The organism is Cellulosimicrobium sp. Marseille-Q8652 (assembly GCF_965112045.1).
In genome coordinates this window covers 1,952,834-1,969,967 of record NZ_CBCOPS010000001.1, presented here as the reverse complement: position 1 = coordinate 1,969,967, position 17,134 = coordinate 1,952,834, and the positions used below count along the sequence as shown (strand labels likewise).

At 74.4% G+C, this 17,134-nt stretch carries 18 protein-coding genes; 6 read left to right on the top strand and 12 right to left on the bottom strand.

From position 1 onward, the window contains the following. Positions 1-68: 68 nt before the first annotated feature. Positions 69-1,847, bottom strand: coding sequence for a PP2C family protein-serine/threonine phosphatase (locus ACWPWV_RS08700; protein WP_454042525.1), 1,779 nt, complete (start codon positions 1,845-1,847; stop codon positions 69-71). A gap of 399 nt (positions 1,848-2,246) precedes the next feature. Between ACWPWV_RS08700 and ACWPWV_RS08695 the strand changes: the two genes are divergently transcribed. Further along, a complete protein-coding gene (locus ACWPWV_RS08695; protein ID WP_454042524.1) occupies positions 2,247-2,873 on the top strand; it encodes a hypothetical protein in 627 nt (208 codons plus the stop codon). 2 nt (positions 2,874-2,875) lie between these two features. On the opposite strand, the gene ACWPWV_RS08690 is transcribed toward ACWPWV_RS08695, so the two are convergent. Beyond that, positions 2,876-3,316, bottom strand: a complete 441-nt coding sequence (locus ACWPWV_RS08690; RefSeq protein ID WP_454042523.1) for a hypothetical protein — start codon at positions 3,314-3,316, stop codon at positions 2,876-2,878. A gap of 151 nt (positions 3,317-3,467) precedes the next feature. Here ACWPWV_RS08690 and ACWPWV_RS08685 point away from each other — a divergent pair, with 151 nt between their 5' ends. Beyond that, positions 3,468-3,674 carry a hypothetical protein gene (locus tag ACWPWV_RS08685; RefSeq protein WP_454042522.1) on the top strand — a complete coding sequence of 69 codons (207 nt, stop codon included), beginning with the start codon at positions 3,468-3,470 and terminating at the stop codon, positions 3,672-3,674. Positions 3,675-3,754: 80 nt separating this feature from the next. Here the strand turns inward: ACWPWV_RS08685 and ACWPWV_RS08680 are convergent, their stop codons facing one another. From ACWPWV_RS08680 to ACWPWV_RS08655, 6 genes are all read right to left on the bottom strand, one after another. Then, the gene (locus tag ACWPWV_RS08680) at positions 3,755-4,519 is read right to left on the bottom strand and encodes an amino acid ABC transporter ATP-binding protein (protein WP_454042840.1); all 765 of its coding nucleotides are present in this window, start codon (positions 4,517-4,519) and stop codon (positions 3,755-3,757) included. A gap of 20 nt (positions 4,520-4,539) precedes the next feature. Further along, positions 4,540-5,607: an amino acid ABC transporter permease gene (locus tag ACWPWV_RS08675; RefSeq protein WP_454042521.1), complete on the bottom strand. Its 1,068-nt coding sequence runs from the start codon at positions 5,605-5,607 to the stop codon at positions 4,540-4,542. Positions 5,608-5,754: 147 nt separating this feature from the next. After that, a complete protein-coding gene (locus tag ACWPWV_RS08670; protein ID WP_454042520.1) occupies positions 5,755-6,705 on the bottom strand; it encodes an ABC transporter substrate-binding protein in 951 nt (316 codons plus the stop codon). A 190-nt stretch (positions 6,706-6,895) separates the two neighbouring features. After that, positions 6,896-7,063 (bottom strand): methionine/alanine import family NSS transporter small subunit, encoded by a 168-nt coding sequence (locus ACWPWV_RS08665; protein ID WP_454042519.1) that lies wholly within the window; start codon positions 7,061-7,063, stop codon positions 6,896-6,898. After that, positions 7,060-8,658 (bottom strand): sodium-dependent transporter, encoded by a 1,599-nt coding sequence (locus tag ACWPWV_RS08660; protein WP_454042518.1) that lies wholly within the window; start codon positions 8,656-8,658, stop codon positions 7,060-7,062. The genes ACWPWV_RS08665 and ACWPWV_RS08660 overlap by 4 nt, the downstream gene beginning before the upstream one ends. A 165-nt stretch (positions 8,659-8,823) precedes the next feature. Continuing rightward, positions 8,824-10,140 carry an FAD-binding protein gene (locus tag ACWPWV_RS08655; RefSeq protein ID WP_454042517.1) on the bottom strand — a complete coding sequence of 439 codons (1,317 nt, stop codon included), beginning with the start codon at positions 10,138-10,140 and terminating at the stop codon, positions 8,824-8,826. A 116-nt stretch (positions 10,141-10,256) separates the two neighbouring features. Here ACWPWV_RS08655 and ACWPWV_RS08650 point away from each other — a divergent pair, with 116 nt between their 5' ends. Beyond that, positions 10,257-11,060: a CPBP family intramembrane glutamic endopeptidase gene (locus ACWPWV_RS08650; RefSeq protein WP_454042516.1), complete on the top strand. Its 804-nt coding sequence runs from the start codon at positions 10,257-10,259 to the stop codon at positions 11,058-11,060. Here ACWPWV_RS08650 and ACWPWV_RS08645 read toward each other — a convergent pair. Next, a complete protein-coding gene (locus ACWPWV_RS08645; protein WP_454042515.1) occupies positions 11,057-12,244 on the bottom strand; it encodes a DNA glycosylase AlkZ-like family protein in 1,188 nt (395 codons plus the stop codon). The two genes, ACWPWV_RS08650 and ACWPWV_RS08645, sit on opposite strands and share 4 nt — an antisense overlap. Positions 12,245-12,310: 66 nt before the next feature. Further along, positions 12,311-13,000, bottom strand: coding sequence for an LmeA family phospholipid-binding protein (locus ACWPWV_RS08640; protein ID WP_454042514.1), 690 nt, complete (start codon positions 12,998-13,000; stop codon positions 12,311-12,313). Positions 13,001-13,118: 118 nt separating this feature from the next. On the opposite strand from ACWPWV_RS08640, the gene ACWPWV_RS08635 reads away from it, so the two are divergent. The 3 genes from ACWPWV_RS08635 to ACWPWV_RS08625 all read left to right on the top strand — a co-directional run bounded on the left by ACWPWV_RS08635 (position 13,119) and on the right by ACWPWV_RS08625 (position 16,282). Then, positions 13,119-13,904 (top strand): LLM class F420-dependent oxidoreductase, encoded by a 786-nt coding sequence (locus ACWPWV_RS08635; RefSeq protein WP_454042513.1) that lies wholly within the window; start codon positions 13,119-13,121, stop codon positions 13,902-13,904. Between the two features lie 80 nt (positions 13,905-13,984). Then, complete coding sequence (locus tag ACWPWV_RS08630; RefSeq protein WP_454042512.1) at positions 13,985-15,325, top strand: multidrug effflux MFS transporter; 1,341 nt, start codon at positions 13,985-13,987, stop codon at positions 15,323-15,325. Between the two features lie 162 nt (positions 15,326-15,487). Continuing rightward, positions 15,488-16,282: a uracil-DNA glycosylase gene (locus ACWPWV_RS08625; RefSeq protein WP_454042511.1), complete on the top strand. Its 795-nt coding sequence runs from the start codon at positions 15,488-15,490 to the stop codon at positions 16,280-16,282. Between the two features lie 86 nt (positions 16,283-16,368). On the opposite strand, the gene ACWPWV_RS08620 is transcribed toward ACWPWV_RS08625, so the two are convergent. Further along, positions 16,369-16,533, bottom strand: coding sequence for a hypothetical protein (locus ACWPWV_RS08620; protein ID WP_454042510.1), 165 nt, complete (start codon positions 16,531-16,533; stop codon positions 16,369-16,371). Between the two features lie 87 nt (positions 16,534-16,620). Next, entirely contained in the window at positions 16,621-17,118 is a 498-nt protein-coding gene (locus ACWPWV_RS08615) for a VOC family protein (protein WP_454042509.1), read from the bottom strand. Positions 17,119-17,134: the final 16 nt, after the last annotated feature.

Here is a 17,134-nt window from a genome sequence, read left to right as displayed (position 1 = left end):
CCGCGCTCGGACGGCGCCGACGTGGCCGACGGCCGGCCGGCGAGCCGGTGTCCCCGGCTCCTGCCGTTCTACCAGCGGCCACCCACGCGGTCCGGCACCTCGGAGTCCTCGACGCTCTGCGCACGGGTCGCGGACCAGGTCGCGGAGCGCCTCTCGCCCGGGGCGTGCCCGGCTCCGTCGCGCGCTGTCCTCGCCGGCGCCGCGTACACGACGAGCGCCACGTCGTCGCGCGCGGCGTCCCCGACGAGCTCGGCGAGGAGCGCGTCCGCGACCGCGGCGGTGGGGCGGTCGCGCACGACGCGCGACGCCACCGACGCGAGCCGCGCGAGCCCCTCGCGCAGGCTCTCGCCCCGACGCTCGACGAGCCCGTCGGTGTAGAGGACGAGCACGTCGGACGCCTCGAGCGCGGTGCTCGTCTCCGTGCGGCCCGCGGACGTCGCCAGGGTGAGCGGGGCGCCCCGGCCCCCGGCGAGCCAGCGCGCCGCCCCGTCGCGCACGAGCAGACCGGGCGGGTGGCCCGCCGTCGACCAGGTGAGCGTGCCCGTGGTCTCGTCGACGACGCCGCACAGGACGGTCGCGTACTCGGCGCCCGGCAGCTCGTCGGCGAACCGGTCGAGCGCGGCGAGCGTAGCCGCGGGCCCCTGGTCGTCGAGCAGCAGCGCGCGCCCCGCGCTGCGGAGCTGGCCCATGAGGGCGGCGGAGTGCAGGCCGTGACCGACGCAGTCGCCGACGAGCAGGCCCCAGCGCCCTGGTCCGAGCGGCACGACGTCGTACCAGTCGCCGCCCACCGCGTACCGCTCGTCGGCGGGCTGGTAGCGCGTCGTCCACCGCGAGGTGGAGAGCTGCGGGGGCAGCATCGCGAGCTGGAAGGCCTCGCTCGCGGCGCGCGCCTCGCGGACCTCGCGCTCGTGCGTCACCCGGTCGCGCACCGCCGTCGCGAGGGCCGCGGCGACCAGGCGCAGGAAGTCGAGCGCGGCGGCGTCGACCGGGCGCGTCCGCACCGCCTCCAGCACGACGACGCCGAGCGGCGCTGCGGTCCCCGGCCCGTGCAGGGGCGCGACGAGCGTCGCCCCGAGCGTGCGCGCGACCCCGTCCTCCAGCACCTCGAGCGCGGTCGCGCGCAACGGGCCCGTGGCCGTGCGAGCCGGGTCGGGTGACGGCGCCCGGTAGGCGGCGGGCCGCTCCGCCGTCGCCGCGAGGAGGACGACGTCCGCGCCCTCCGCGCTGCGCGCCCACACCTCCGCCCCGACGAGGTCGGCGCTCGAGGCGACCTCGTCGACGAAGGTCCGGGCCAGCTCGTCGACCCGGTGCGCGCGGTCCTGCAGCGCGAGCGACAACCGGCTCAGGAGCAGCATCCGGCGACGGTCGACCACGCGGTCCGTCGTCTCCGTGGCGATGTCGAGCACGCCGCGCACGACGCCGTCGTCGTCCTCCAGCGGGCTGTAGGAGAACGTGAAGTAGGTCTCCTCGAGGTAGCCGGAGCGCTCCATGAGGAGCTTCGCGTCGACGGTCCAGGTCGGACGGCCCGACGCCAGCACGGTCGTGAAGAGCGGCCCGATGTCGTCCCAGATCTCCCCCCACACCGTGCGGGCGGGCGCTCCCATGGCGGCCGGGTGCTTGTCCCGGCCCAGCATCTCCCGGTAGCCGTCGTTGTAGATCATCGTCAGCTCGGGCCCCCACGTCAGCATCACGGGGAAGCGGGTGCTGAAGCACAGCACGAACGCCGCCCGGAGCCCGTGGGGCCACGTGGAGGGCCGGCCGAGGGGCGTGGCGGACCAGTCGACCTCCCCGGCGAGGGAGCCCGTGCTCGTGGTCGCGGTCGCGCGCGCGAACCAGTCGGGTCTCATCGCGCAAGATTAGGCGGTCCGCGCACTCAGGACGGCATCCTGGCGGCCACCGCGGCGGAACGGGCGATTCGTCCCGCGGAAGCCCCCTGCAGCATAGTGTTCCCGTCGATCGCGCCGACCGGCGCCCGTCGAAGGAGGTCCCATGGCCGTGCGGTTCACACCGCCCCCTGGTTGGTCGGTCCCGCCAGGCTTCACGCCGACGACCGACTGGCACCCGGACCCGTCGTGGCCGCCCGCCCCGCCCGGCTGGGTGTTCTGGGTCGACGAGGCCCCGGCCCCGCCCGCCCCGGTGCCCGCACCGGCAGACCTCCCGCCGAGCCGGCGGTCGCTGCGTGAGCGCTCGTCCGGCCCGGTGCCCGTCGTCGCGGACGACGCGCCCACCCGGTCGCGAGCTCCACGATGGTCCTGCCGAGCCTCGCCGGCCTCTCCGCGACGCCGGCGCCCCGGCCGGCGGCCGTCCCGGTCGGGACGGTCGGCCCGGTCGGCCCGATCCGCCCGGTCGGCCCGGCGCCCGCGGCCGCCCCACGGGCTGCGGCCGGACCGCTCGGCCCGTTGTCGCTCCCGGCGGCCGACGACGACCACCACGCCCCCGACCGAGGACGGCGCTGGCTCGTGCCGAGCGCGTTCGGGCTCGCGGGCCTGGCCCTCGGTCTGCTCGTCGGCATCGGCCTCACGCTGTCCGCGCAGGGCGCCGCGCAGGAGGCGACGGCCGAGGCGGAACGGGTGCAGGCGGAGGTGGAGGCGGAGCGGGAGCAGCTCGAGACCGAGCGCGCGGACCTGGAGGCTCAGCGCGCCGAGGTCGACGCCGCCCAGTCCGGCCTCGCCGAGCGCGAGGCCGCGGTGGCGAAGGCCGAGGAGGACGCGGCCGCCCGCCAGAAGGAGCTCGACGACACGAAGGCGGAGCAGGACCGGCGCGAGCGGGAGGACCAGGAGCGCGACCAGGGCGGCGGGAACGGGAACGGCAACGACGACCAGGACGGCGAGGACTCCGGCTGGTCCTGGGGGGATCTCGGGAGCTGGGGCTGACGTCACTTCTCCGGGTGGGGGTGCTCCGCGAGGAACGCGTACCGGCTGAGGATGAGCGGCCAGTCGGTGAACCGGGCGCGGACGTGCTCGGTCCCCTGCGCCCAGCCGCCGTGCTCGACACGGACGGCGGTGCCGTGACGTGTCGGGCGCAGGTCCACCCGCACGAGCGACCCCCCGCCCGACGGCTGCGCGAGCGTGACGGTGTGGGCGAGGTGCGCCGTCGGCTCCCAGAGCGTGACGCGTCCCCACTCCTGCTCGACCGCACCGTACGAGGCGACGATCCGGCCGCCCACCGCCGGCTCGACGGCCAGGCCGGAGAACGTCTCGGCGTGCGCCGTGTACTGCCGGGGCCACCACTCGCTCATGCGCAGCGCGTAGGTGTCGAACGCGGTGCCGACCGGGCACGCGAGACGCAGCTCGTGGACTATCGGGGCGAGGCTCATCGGACCCTCCCGGAGATCCCGGACTCGGGGACGACTCATCGAACCGCGGGACGGCACGGTCCGCCACCCGACCCCGCGCACGCACGACGTCGTCACGGACACGTCACGCGTTCCGGTCGCGGTCTTCACGCGCGTCACCGAAGGTTGTGGGGTGCGCCGTTCCACCACCTCCACATCTGACAGCGAGACCCCGATCTTCGACGCCCTCGTCGTCGAGCACGAGCACCAGCTCCCGCTCCTGCACCTCGGCAGGGCACTGAGCGGGGAGATGGTGACGGTCGCCCGACCGGTCGGCCTCGACCCCCGGATAGTCCCCTCGGAGGACGTCCCCGTCCTCCCGCGCCGCCGCGCCTCCTGACGCGAGACCGACCCGGGCGCCGCGGCGTCGACCCTCGGAGGTCGCTCCCGGTGCGCTCGGGTCGGTCTCGGTGCGGACCGCTACAGGACGTGCGCGAGGAACCCCTTCGTGCGCTCGTGCTGCGGGTCGCCCAGCACCTGCTCCGGGGTCCCCTGCTCGACGATGGCGCCCTCGTCCATGAAGACGACGGTGTCCGCCACCTCGCGCGCGAACCCGATCTCGTGCGTGACCACCATCATCGTCATGCCCGAGCGGGCGAGGTCCCGCATGACGGACAGGACCTCGCCGACGAGCTCGGGGTCGAGCGCGGAGGTCGGCTCGTCGAACAGCATGAGCTCGGGGTCCATCGCGAGCGCCCGCGCGATCGCGACGCGCTGCTGCTGCCCGCCCGAGAGCTGCGCCGGGTAGTGGTCGGCGCGGTCCGCGAGCCCGACGCGCTCGAGCAGCTCGTTCGCGCGAGCCCGCGCCTGCGCCCTGCTCAGGCCGCGGACCTGCACGGGTGCCTCCATGACGTTCTCCAACGCCGTCATGTGCGGGAACAGGTTGAAGCGCTGGAACACCATGCCGATGCGCGCGCGCTGGCGCGCGACGACCTTCGGGTGGAGGCGGTGGAGCACCGTCCGCCCGTTCTTGGTCACCTCGCGGTAGCCCATGAGCTCGCCGGCGACGTGGATGCGTCCGCCCGTGATCTCCTCGAGCTCGTTGACGCACCGCAGGAGCGTGGACTTGCCGGAGCCCGAGGGCCCGAGCACGACGCACACCGACCCCCGGGGCACCTCGAGGTCGACGCCCCGCAGGACGTGCAGGTCGCCGAACATCTTGTGCAGGCCCTCGACCCGCACCATCGGCTCGTCGTCCGTGGCGCTCACGGGGTCACCTCCAGGAAGGGGTCGTCCTTGGTCGTGCGGGAGGCCGCGATGAGCTCCTGCTTGCTGGGCCTGCCCCGGCGCCGTCGCCCGCCCGGGCCGCCCCCGCGCCGTCGGGCACCCGAGGCCTGGTCACCGAACCCGCGGCCGTAGTAGCGCTCGATGTAGTACTGGCCGACCATGAGGATGCTCGTGATGAGCAGGTACCAGAGCGCCGCGACCATGAGGAGCGGGATGGGCAGGAACGTGCGGTTGCCGATCGCGTTGGTCGCGTAGGTGAGGTCGAGCGTGAACGGCACCGCGAGCACGAGGGACGTCGTCTTGAGCATGGAGATCGTCTCGTTGCCCGTGGGCGGCACGATGACGCGCATCGCCTGCGGCAGCACGACGCGCGTGAGGATCTTGCGGTCCTTCATGCCGAGCGCCCGCGCCGCCTCGCTCTGCCCCGGGTCGACGGACCCGAGTCCCGCGCGCACGATCTCCGCGAGGTAGGCCGCCTCGTTGAGCGCGAGGCCGAAGAGCGCGGCCCAGAAGGCGGTGATGACGTCCTGCGTGCGGAACTCGAAGAACTCGGGCCCGAACGGGACGCCGAGGCTGAGCCGCGGGTAGAGCACCGCGAGAAGTCCCCAGAACACGAGCTGCGTGTAGATCGGCGTCCCGCGGAAGAACCAGATGTACGCCCAGCTCACCGAGCGCATCACGGGGTTGTCGGAGCGCCGCATCACCGCGAGGCCGACGGCGAGCACGATGGCGATGACCATCGAGCCGAACGTCAGGACCAGGGTCCAGCCGACGCCGCGGACGACGTTGACGTCGCGCAGGTACAGCCACACGACGTCCCAGCGGAACTTCTCGTTCGTCACGAGGCCGTGCACCGCCATCGCCGCGAGGACGAGCAGCACGACGGCGGAGATCCACCGGCCGGGCCGCGGCACCGGGCGGGCGTGGATCCGGTCGGGGACCGGGTCGTTCGAGGGGTCGCTCGTGCGGTCGGGCGACGGGTCCGGCGACGTGCCGGACGACGCGTCGTCGGTGCCGTGGGGTGCGTTCGGTCCGGGCAGGGCCATGGGTCCACCTCGGGGTTCGGGCTCGGGTCACCGAGCTGCCGCAGGCGGGTGCGTCCTCGCGCCCGCCGACGACCAGGTGTGCCGGTCGCGGGCCCCGACGTCGTCGGGTGCCCGCGACCGGCGGGTCAGTACCGTCTCAGGACGGGGTCAGCCGACCGACGGGTTGATCTCGGCCGTGTCGAGCGCGGCGTCCTCGGAGCCCCACGCGCCGAGGATCTCGGCGAGCGTGCCGTCGTCCATGAGCGTCTGGAGCGCCGCCTGGATCGCGGCGGCGAGGTCGGTCGCGTCCTTGGCGACGACGATGCCCTGCGGCGCGGCGTCGAACACGTCGCCGAGCTGCTCGATCTGGCCGCCGGTCTGCTCGATCGCGTAGCCCGCGACCGGGGAGTCGGCGTACATGACCTGCGCCTTGCCGCCGACGAGGTTCGTCGTCGCGTCGGCCTGCGACTCGTACTGGAGGATGTCGATGGCCTCCTCGCCGGCGGCCTCGCACTCCTCGCTCTGCAGGGCGATGTCCTCGTCCTGGATCGTGCCCGTCTGGACCGCGACCGTGACGCCGCACAGGTTCTCCGGGTCGATGTCGTCCGGGTTGCCCGCCGCCACCGCGTAGGCCGAGCCGGCGTTGAGGAACGCGATCATGTTCGACTCCTGCATGCGCTCCTCCGTGATCGTGAAGGAGGAGATGCCGGCGTCGTACTTGGTGCCGAGCGCGGGGATGATCGCCGGGAAGTCGGCGGACTGGATCTCGACCTCGAGGCCGAGCGTCGCGCCGACGGCCTTGATGGTGTCGATGTCGAAGCCGACCGGCGTCTGCCCGTCCTCGCCGATGAACTCGGCCGGCGCGTACTCCGTGTTGGAGCCGACGGTGAGCACGCCCGCGGACGCGACGTCCTCGGGGAGCAGGGCCGCGGCCGCGTCGTCGACCTCGATCGTCGACGGGTCGAACGACGGCGCGGCGCTGGACTCGCCGTCGGTGCCCGCGGTGCCGCCGTCGGTCCCGGTCTGGGACGCGTCGGTGCACGCGGTGAGGAGCAGGGCGGTCGTCGCCGTGAGCGCGACGAGTCCGGTGAGGGGGAGCTTGCGCTGAGCCGTTCGCATGAGGTCTCCGATCGGGGGTGGGCCGGGCAGGGGCAGCGTATTCACCGATCGTCTCCGTCGTGTTACGTCAGCACCCGGAGCGGGAGACGTACGGGGAACAGAGGACCCGGCGGTGCGCAGCACCAGGGGACGAGTGTGCGGGAGAGTGGCCCCCCGTGCCAAACCGGCGCACCCGCCGCACCGGCAGGTTCTACGTGTCGCGCTCGAGGGGCGCCGCGTCCTCGCGCCGGTCGTCCTCCCCGCCGGGCGGGAACTCGGTCCGTTCCGGGCGCGCGCGCAGGGCGAGCGTGCTCGCCACGAGCCCGCCCCACACCACGACGATCGCGAGCACCAGCAGGATGATCGCCTCCGTGCTCATCGGGTCACCTCCGGCTCGGTGCGGCGGGACGACGTCGCCCGCTCCGGCGGGTACGGCGGCCAGGCCGCGAACTCGTCGGGGCTGCGCCGCCAGCGCATCGCGGTGAGCACCGCCGCGCCGACGACGATGAGCAGGACCGCGCCCCACCCGAAGACCGCGAGGTACCAGGCCGGGTACCCCTCGTACCCGTCGGTCAGGAGCGTGACGATGCGCGACACGAGCATGTAGCCGAGCACCACGGGCGCGAGGAGGCCGACGAGCCACACCCACCACCGGCCGACCTGGAACGTCGAGACCGCGTTGAGGTGGTACCGCAGCTCCTCACCGCGGCGCTGGACCCACACGACGAGGATCGTCGTGAGGACGGCGGACGCCACGATGCCGATGTTGTTGGCCCACTGGTCCGCGGTGTCGAGCGCGATGAGGCCGGTCGTCGTGGAGAACAGGAGGACGGACACGACGGCGCTCACGACGCCGACCCGCACCGCCGCCCCGCGCGGCGACCAGCCGAACTTCTCCTGGAACGCCGCGGAGACCACCTGGAGGATCGACAGCAGCGACGTGAAGCCCGCCATCGCGAGCGAGCCGAAGAACAGGGCGCCGAAGAACGGGCCGCCGGGCATCTCGGAGACGATCGCGGGGAACGTCACGAACGACAGGATCGGCCCCGAGATGCCCTCGAGCTCGCCGACGCCGATGCCCTCCTCGTGCGCGAGGAAGCCGAGCGTCGCGAACACGCCGATGCCCGCGAGGATCTCGAACGACGAGTTGGAGAACGCGACGACGAGGCCCGGTGACGTGAGGTTGGCCCGGCGCTTGCGGTACGACGCGTAGGTGATCATGATCCCGAACGCGACCGAGAGCGAGAAGAAGATCTGGCTGTACGCGGCGATCCACACGTTCGCGTCGCCGAGCGCGGCCCAGTTGGGCGTGAAGAGGGCGTCCAGGCCGTCGGCCGCGCCCTCGAGGAAGAGCGAGCGCACGACGAGCACGAGGAACGCGACGACGAGCAGCGGCAGGAACACGGTGTTCGCGCGCTGGACGCCCTTCGCGACGCCGGCCGCCAGGACCGCGATCGTCACGACCCACACGAGCACGAGCGGGATCAGCACGGCCGGGACGAAGTCGAGGGAGATGCCGGGGTCCGCGAGCTGCAGGTACTCGCCCGTGAAGAACGCGGCCGGGTCGTCGCCCCAGCGCAGGTCGAAGGAGAAGACGAAGAAGCTCAGCGCCCACGCGATGACCGCGGTGTAGTAGACCGCGATGACGAAGCAGATCATCACCTGGAACCAGCCGAGGCCCTCGAGCCAGCGCGCGACACGACGGAACGCGGTCGGCGCGGAGCCGCGGAAGCGGTGCCCGAGCGCGTAGTCGAGGAACAGGATCGGGATGCCGGCGGTGAGCAGGGCGATCAGGTAGGGCACGAGGAACGCGCCGCCGCCGTTCTCGTACGCGACGCCCGGGAAGCGCCAGATGTTGCCCAGCCCGACGGCCGAGCCGATCGCCGCGATGATGAAGCCGACCTGGCCGGTCCACTCCTCGCGCGGCGCCTCCGGGGCGGGCGCCCCGCCCGTGGTGCTCGGTGTCGCTGTCACAGGTCTCCTCGGTGCCGTGCCGTGGCTCGCGCGTCGCCCCGGAGGCACGACGGCGGGCCGGATCTTCCGCGTCGACCGTACCGAGGGGTCCGGTCGGGCGCGAACCGGGACGCGCCACGCGCGCGAGGGGGGCCGGGCGCAGGACTGCTCGCGCGGACGGCCCGCTCAGAGGGCGAGCAGCCGCTCGACGAAGCCTCCGCGGAAGCGCCCCGCGGGGTCGAGGCGCTCGGCGAGGGACCGGAGGTCGGCGAGCCGGGGGTACGCCGCCGCCACGGCCGCGAGCGCCTCCGGGGCCGCCCCGCCGGCGACCGCGTGCGAGAGCTTGCCCCAGTGGGGGCGCGCGCCGAGGGGGGCGAGCGCGGCCTCGACCTCGGGCAGGAGGCGCGCGACGTCGTCGGGCGCGTGCCTCCACGTGAAGTGGAACCCGACCGTGGGACGGTCGAACGGGCTCAGCCACGACGGCTCGGGGTCCGCGGCGACGGTCCGGATCTCCGAGACCTGGAGCAGGGGCGCGATCCGCGGACCGAGCGCCCGCAGCGCCGCGACGCCCGCGAGCGCGTGCTCGCGGGGCACGAGGTACTCCGACTGCAGCTCCTCGCCGTTGCTCGGCGTGAAGTCGAGGCGGAAGTGCGGCAGGCGCTCGTTCCACGGCCCGGTCGCACCGAGCTGGGGCGTGCAGTGCACCGGGTCGATGCCGTCGAGCATGTGGACGGGCGCCGTCGCGAGCCGCGTCCCGAAGAAGTCCCCGGGTGCCGCCCCCTCGTCACCGGGCACGAGGCGGGTCTTGCGCCAGACCTGCTGCGCGCCGTCGGGACCCCAGTCGGTGAAGAGGCTCACGGAGTACGCGGAGCCCGTGATCTCGTCGAGGTGCCCGGTGATCGCGTCCCACGACAGGCCGAGGTGCACGTCCTGGCGGACGTCGAACGTCGGCTCCGTCTCGAGCTCGAGGCGCGTGACGACCCCGAGGGCGCCCAGCGCCACGACGGTGCCCGGGAAGTCGGCGTCGCCGCGGCGCACGACGCGCCGCTCGCCGTCGCCCGTGACGAGCTCGACCCCGACGACGGCGCTCGCGAGCGATCCCACCCCGTCGCCCGACCCGTGGGTGGCCGTGGCGACCGATCCCGCGACGGAGATGTGCGGCAGCGACGCGAGGTTGGCCAGCGCACGGCCGGCACCCTGGACGTGGCGCGTCACGTCGCCGTAGCGCAGCCCGGCGGCGATCGACGCGACGCCGCTGGCGGGGTCGACCTCGACGGGCGGGCGGCCGTCGTCGTACGCGTCGAGCACGACGTGCGTCCCGGTCGTGTCGGCGACGTCGTCGAACGAGTGCCGTGAGCCGAGCGCCTTGACCCGCGGCGAGGTGCGGACGACCTCGGCGAGCTCGTCGGGCGTCGTCGGGCGCACGGTCCGCGTCGCGGAGTACGTGAGGTTTCCCGCCCAGTTCGCGCTGCGGCTCGTGCGGGTCGTCGGCGTCGTCGTCACGGGGACCACCCTGCCATGCGGCGGTGCACCGAGACGGCGCGGACGGGGGTTGTCCCCACCCCAGGACGGGTGCGCACCGGGGTCCGGTGCGTCGCGCGGCTCGGTTGGATCGGGGCATGACGACGACGACGGCTCCGGGCCGCCCTGCCGCTCGGCTCCCCCAGGTCCGGGGCGGCCTGCCCGTCTTCTGGCTCCTCGCGTTCGGGCTGAGCTGGGGCCCGTGGGCGGCCGCGCTGGCGACGGGCGGGGACGTCGACGACCCGCTGACGTTCGCGCTCTACGCGCTCGGCGGCTGCGGCCCGAGCCTCGCCGCCCTGCTCCTCGCCGCCACGGGTCGACGCACCCCGAGCTCGCTCCGCTGGGGAGCGGCCGGGCGATGGCTCCCGGCGGCGGTCGGGCTCGGGGTCGCTCCCGCCGTGGTGACGGCAGCCGTCACCCCGCTGCTCGGCGGGCCGTCCGTCGACCTGTCCGAGGCCGCGCGCGTCGTCGCCGGCGCGGGCGGCCTGCTGGCGTTCGCCGCGTTCTCGCTCGTCGCCGGGCCGCTGGCCGAGGAGCTCGGGTGGCGCGGGTACGCCCAGCCGCGCCTGCGTCGTCGCCTCTCGCCGCTCGCCGCGTCGGCGCTGCTCGGCGCGGTGTGGTCCGTGTGGCACCTGCCGCTGTTCCTGCTGGACGGGACGTGGCAGTCCACGCTCGGACCCGTCGAGACGGTGCTGTTCCTCGTCGCGATGGTGCCGATGTCGTCGACGTACTGGTTCGTCACCGAGCGGCTGCACGGCGGCGTCCCCGCCGCCGTGGTGCTGCACCTCGCGGGCAACACCGCGCTCGCGCTGCTCGCGGTCACGGCACCGGTCGGCATGGCGGTGTACGTCGGCGTCGTCGTGCTCACGGCCGTGGTGATCCACCTCGTGACCCGGCCCTAGGACGCCGGCGGCCGCAGCGGCAGACCCCAGTGCGTCGCCACCTCGTCGGCCTGAGCGCCGAATGCCGCGAGCTCCGCCGGGGTGGGATCCCGACGCCACTGCGCCTCGACGGCCACGTCCCGCGCGCCGACGACCCACCGCCACCGTCCGACGGCCACGCCGTCGACGGCCAGCCCGTGGATGAACGACCCGAGCCGGTCGCCCAGGTCGACGCCGGGCGCGACGACGACGCCGCGACTCTCTCCGTAGGACATGAACAGCTCGTCGTAGCTCTGCAGGAGGTCGACCACCGGTCGCGACGGGTCGACGGGCGGGGCGTACCGCCCGGGATCGAGCACGCGCGAGCCCGCGGCGTCGTCGGCGACGCGCCACAGCACGAGGCCGTCGAGCGTCCCCGCCCCCGGGACGGCGACCACGTCCTCGCCGAGCAGGTCCAGCGCGCGACGCACGTCCGTGAGCGTGAGACCCGACCACTGCGCGACGTCCTTGACCGTCGCGTACGCCCGGCTCGCGAGGTAGCGGCGGACGAGCTCGACGAGCGCCGCGTCGCGGTCGAACCTCGCGCCGAGCGGCCCGTACCCGGCGGGCACCCGGTCGTCGAAGGCGGCGTAGGTCTGCTGCCTGCCCCGCACCGGGCCGCTGATCACCTCGCGGTCGAGCTCCGCCGCCATGAGGACGTACCCGAGGGCCATGCCGTCCAGCGCGAGGCCGCTCTCCCCGAGGAGGGCGGCGAGCTCGCGACGGGTGCGCGGGCGGTCCTGGACCGCCGCGACGACGAGGTCGCGCCGATGCCCGTGGTCCGCCGTGCCGACCTGCCGGTACATCGTCCCGTTGGTCCCGTGCACGCGCGGCGCGCTGAGCTCGAGCAGCCAGCGCGCGTCGTCGGGCCCCACGAGGTGCCACGTGGGACGCAGGACGTGCGTGCGCAGGACCTCGCCCCGGTCGCACGCCGCGACGGCGCCCTCGGCGCCCGGCCGCGCCGCCGGGTCGAGCCGGCGCGCGAGCCCCCACAGCGCGGGGTGGAACTCCTGGCCCTGCGCGGCCACGAGGTGCCCGACGGCGCCCGCGACGTCCGGCAGGTCGGGCGACCGCAGCCGGGGCGCGGCGAGGCGCGCGGCGCGCACACGGTCGCCGTCGACCGGGGGCGTCCCCGGCGCGGGTCGGCGCTCGCGGACCGGGCTCACGCGGGGCTCACGGACGGGCTCACGGACGGGCTCGCGGACGGGCTCACGGACGGGCTCACGACGGCCTCATGACGCGACGAGGTCCGTGGCGACGACGTCGGTCCCCGTGACCGCGACCCGGACACCGCCGTCGGCGACGGCGACCGAGTCGAGCGCGACGCCGTCGGGCAGGTCGAGCGCGATCTGCAGGTCGGTGAGCGCACCGGAGACCCCCGCCGGGAGGTCGTCGACCGACACGACGCCGAGCCCGGTCCGGACCGCCTCGACGTCGACGGCGAGCGTCTCGGGACCGGAGACGCGCGGCGTGACGTCGACGGTGACGGGCAGGCCCAGCACCTCGACCCCGAGGGCGAGCACGTCGCCGTCGGCGGCGACCGTGACGTCCAGGTCGGACTGCTCCTGCACGGCCTCCTGCAGCGACGACGCCGCGAGGACGCCCGACGCGGTGCCCGACGCGACCGTGTACGGCTCCGACGTCCCCACGCCGCGCGCGTCGACCTGGAGGTCCGTGATGGCGTAGCCGGCGAAGGTCGCCGAGTCCGCCGAGCCCGTGACGTGCGAGAGCTCGCCGCGCGCGACCTGCGTGAGGAACGGGAACCCGGTGATGTCGATCTGCGCGCCGGTGACGTCGTCGGCCTCCTGCTCGAACGCCGTGACGGCCCCGCTCTCGGCCGACCGGAGCGCCACCCGGTCCACGACCACGGCGACACCGACGAGGACGACGAGCACGACCAGGACCCCCACGAGGCGCTTCATGCGCCCACCCTAGGTCCGCCGAGCACGACATGACGGTCGTTCTGGGGCGCTTCGCGTCCTTCAGGTCGTTCTCGACCGCGGGCGGCGTCGTGCTCGGCGCCGACGTAGATTGCCGCCCATGACCTCTTCGCAGCACCCCTTCCGCATCGGCGTCCAGATCCAGCCGCAGCACGCCGACTACGCCCAGATCCGCGACGCCGTGCTGCGCGCGGAGGACCTGGGCGTCGACGTGATCTTCAACTGGGACCACTTCTTCCCGCTCAGCGGCGACCCGGACGGCAAGCACTTCGAGTGCTGGACGATGCTCGCGGCGTGGGCCGAGCAGACCGAGCGCGTCGAGATCGGCGCGCTCGTGACGTGCAACAGCTACCGCAACCCGGACCTGCTCGCCGACATGGCGCACACGGTCGACCACATCTCCGGCGGCCGGCTGGTCCTCGGGATCGGCGCGGGCTGGTTCGAGCGCGACTACGCCGAGTACGGCTACGAGTTCGGGACCGCGGGCTCGCGCATCGCCGACCTGGCGGACGCCCTCCCCCGCATCCGGGCGCGCTGGGCCGCGAAGAACCCCGCCCCGACGCGCGAGATCCCCGTGCTGATCGGGGGCGGCGGCGAGAAGAAGACGCTGCGTCTCGTGGCCGAGCACGCCGACGTGTGGCACTCCTTCGGCGACGCGTCGACCCTCGCGCGCAAGAGCGCGATCCTCGACGAGCACGGCACGGCCGTCGGACGCGACACCGGGGCGCTCGTCGAGCGGTCGATCGGCGTCTCCCGGCCCCCGAGCGAGGTCGCGGACGAGCTCGTCGCCGCCGGCGCGACCCTGTTCACGACGGACACGGACGGCCCCGACTACGACCTCGCGCTCACCAAGCAGTGGGTCGACTGGCGCGACGCGCAGGGCTGACCCGACCGCGCGGCCGTCTCAGCACGTGATCGCGTACGGCGTGCGGGAACACGTCGTGCGCGATCACGGTTGCCGTTCACATGCCTTCCGAACCCCCCGCGTCGACGACCCCCGACGCCGCCGCCGCGACGGCACCCGCTCGCCGCACCCGGCTCCCCCGCGACCAGAGGATCCCCGCGGGCCTCGTGATCCTGCTGTCGGCCCTGACCGCCGTCGGCCCCCTGACGATCGACCTCTACCTCGCCGCGTTCCCCGAGATCGTCGACGAGCTCGGCACCACCGCGTCGCGCGTGCAGCTCACGCTCACCGCGACGCTCGCCGGCCTCGCGCTCGGGCAGCTGCTCATCGGGTCGATGTCGGACGCGCTCGGACGGCGCCGTCCCCTGCTCGTGTCGCTCGCGGTGTACGTCGCGGCGTCGGTCGGGATCGTGTTCGCCGGGTCGGTCGAGGCACTGACCGGCCTGCGGTTCGTCCAGGGCCTGTCCGCCGCGGCGGGGATGGTCCTGTCGATGGCGATCGTGCGCGACCTGTTCGACGGCTACCGCATCGGCAAGGTCATCGCGCGCCTCATGCTCGTCGTCGGCGTCGCGCCGATCCTCGCGCCGACCATCGGCGCCCAGTTCCTCCACCTGTGGACCTGGCGGTCGATGTTCGTCGCGCTCGCCGCCGTCGGGGTGGCGCTGTTCGTCGTCGTGCTGCTGCGCCTGCGGGAGTCGCTGCCCGCCGAGCGCCGGCGGACCGGAGGCACGTCCGCGGCGCTGCGCTCGTACGGGTCGCTGCTCTCCGACTGGTCGTTCGTCGGGCTGGCCCTCATCGCCGGGTTCTACATGGCGGCGATGTTCACGTACATCTCCGCGTCGACGTTCGTCTTCCAGGAGACGTTCGGGATGTCCGCCCAGCAGTACGCGCTCGTGTTCGGCGCGGGAGCGGTCTCCGTGACCGCCGGGTCGCAGATCAACGGCGCCCTCGTGGGGCGGGTCGCGCCCGAGCGCATCCTCCAGGCGGCGGTCGCCGCGGGCTTCGTGCTGTCGGGGGCGCTCCTGGTCGCGGCGCTCGCCGGCGGCGGGCTCGGTGTGCTCGTCCCGCTCATCGTGCTCACGCTCGGCACGGCGGGGTTCGTCATGCCGTCCGTGCCGGCGATCGCGCTCGAGCGCAACGCGCACCGGGCGGGCAGCGCCGCGGCGCTCATCGGGGCGGCGCAGTTCGGGGTCGGGGCGGTCGTCGCGCCGGTCACCGGCCTGCTCGGCGGGTCGCCCGCCGTGACCATGGCGGCCGTGATGTTCGGCGTCGTCACCGTCGCCGGGGTGGTGCTCCTCGCCGTGCGGCGGACGTTCGCCGCCGCGCCGCCCGACACCACGGAGGACACCGCCGAGGTGCTCCCCGCGGCCCCGGCACCCGCGGTCGCGCGGGTCGACGCCTGACGCCGGACGCCTGGCGTCGAGCACGTCCCTGCTCGCTGCCGAGCACGACCTGACGGCCGTGTCCGGCCCGATGACGACCTTCAGGTCGTGCTCGGCGGGCGGGCGAGCTGGGTGCGAGGGCACGTCCGGCGCGGAAGGGCGTCCTCGGCGGAGGATGGGACGGTGACGCCCGACGACGACGCCTACCCCCGCGCGGTCCGCGACGCCGCGACGCTCGACGATCTCGACGCGCACCTCGTCGGCTGCCGCGCCTGCCCGCGCCTCGTGGCGTGGCGCGAGCACGTCGCCGACGTGCGGCGCGCCGCGTTCCGCGACGAGGAGTACTGGGCCCGGCCGGTACCGAGCTTCGGCGACGACCGTCCGGGGATCCTCGTCGTCGGGCTCGCGCCCGCCGCGCACGGGGCGAACCGCACGGGGCGCATGTTCACCGGCGACCGCAGCGGGGACTTCCTCTTCGCGGCGATGCACCGCACGGGCCTCGCGAACCAGCCCGTCTCCGTGAGCGCGGACGACGGCCTGCGCCTCGCGGGCGTCCGCGTCACCGCGCCCGTCCGGTGCGCACCGCCCGACAACAAGCCGCTCCCCGTGGAGCGGCAGCGCTGCGGCCCGTACCTCGCGCGCGAGCTCGAGCTGCTCGACGCGTCCGTCCGCGTCGCCGTCGTGCTCGGCGGGTTCGGCTGGCAGGCCCTGCTCGCGACGCTCGCCGAGCAGGGCTGGGAGGTCCCGCGCCCCCGCCCCCGGTTCGCGCACGGTGCGGAGGTGACGCTGCGGCGTCGTGCACCGGTGCCCGACGGCGCGAGCACGGCCCCGGAGCGGACGCTCACCCTCCTGGGGTGCTTCCACGTGAGCCAGCAGAACACCTTCACGGGACGGCTCACGCCCGACATGCTCGACGCCGTGCTGCTCCGGGCGCAGGAGCTCGCCGCGCTCGCGTCGCCCGACGCCCCGCGCGACTGACGCGTCTCCGCGCGAGAGCTGCGTCCCTGCACGCATCGTTCGCGCGGGCACGCATCGCTCGCGCAGGGTGCGGCGCTCGGTGCCGGTCAGCGGGAGGCGGTCACCGGCGACTGGCGGCGCGGCGCGTCGGCCCACCGGCGACGCTGCACGACGCGCGGCGCGACCCGGCCGACGAGCCGGAGCTGCTCGCGGCGCTCGATGACCTCCATGCGCCGCAGCTCACGCTCGAGCGGGGACGATGCTGCTGCCATGCTGCTCTCCTTCGACCGGACCGTCGTGTCGCCTGCCTGCCCCCACGGGAGGGACGGCCACGACGCCCGTTCGTGACATCGGGAGCGTCACGCCGTCGGCAGCGACGACGCGTCGTACTGCTCGACGAACTCACCCGTCGGCGGGATCGGCGTGATGACGTCGAGGAGGACACCGTTCGGGTCGGCCGTGATGAAGTGCCGCTGGCCGAACGCCTCGTCGCGCAGCGACCGCAGGATCGGCAGGCCGGCGGCGACGAGGCGGGCGTGCACCGCGTCGACGTCCTCGACCTCGAGGTTGAGCAGCAGCCCGCCCGCGCGACCGCGGCCGCTCTCGGGGATCGTCTCGTGGTCGCCGTCGAGCACCGCGAGGTTCACGGACTCGTCGTGCACCGACTGCAGGTGCACGTACCAGCCGCTGGTGAAGAGCGGACGGAAGTCCAGGTGGTCGACGTAGAACGCCGCGGTAGCCGCGACGTCACCGGTCATGATCACCGGGTACCAGCTCGTGATGCGCACGGTCGTCTCCTCGCGTCGTGCCGGGCCGGAGCCCGGTCGCCATTTACATACAGCCTGCTTGTTTCTCATCGTGACGTACAGTCTG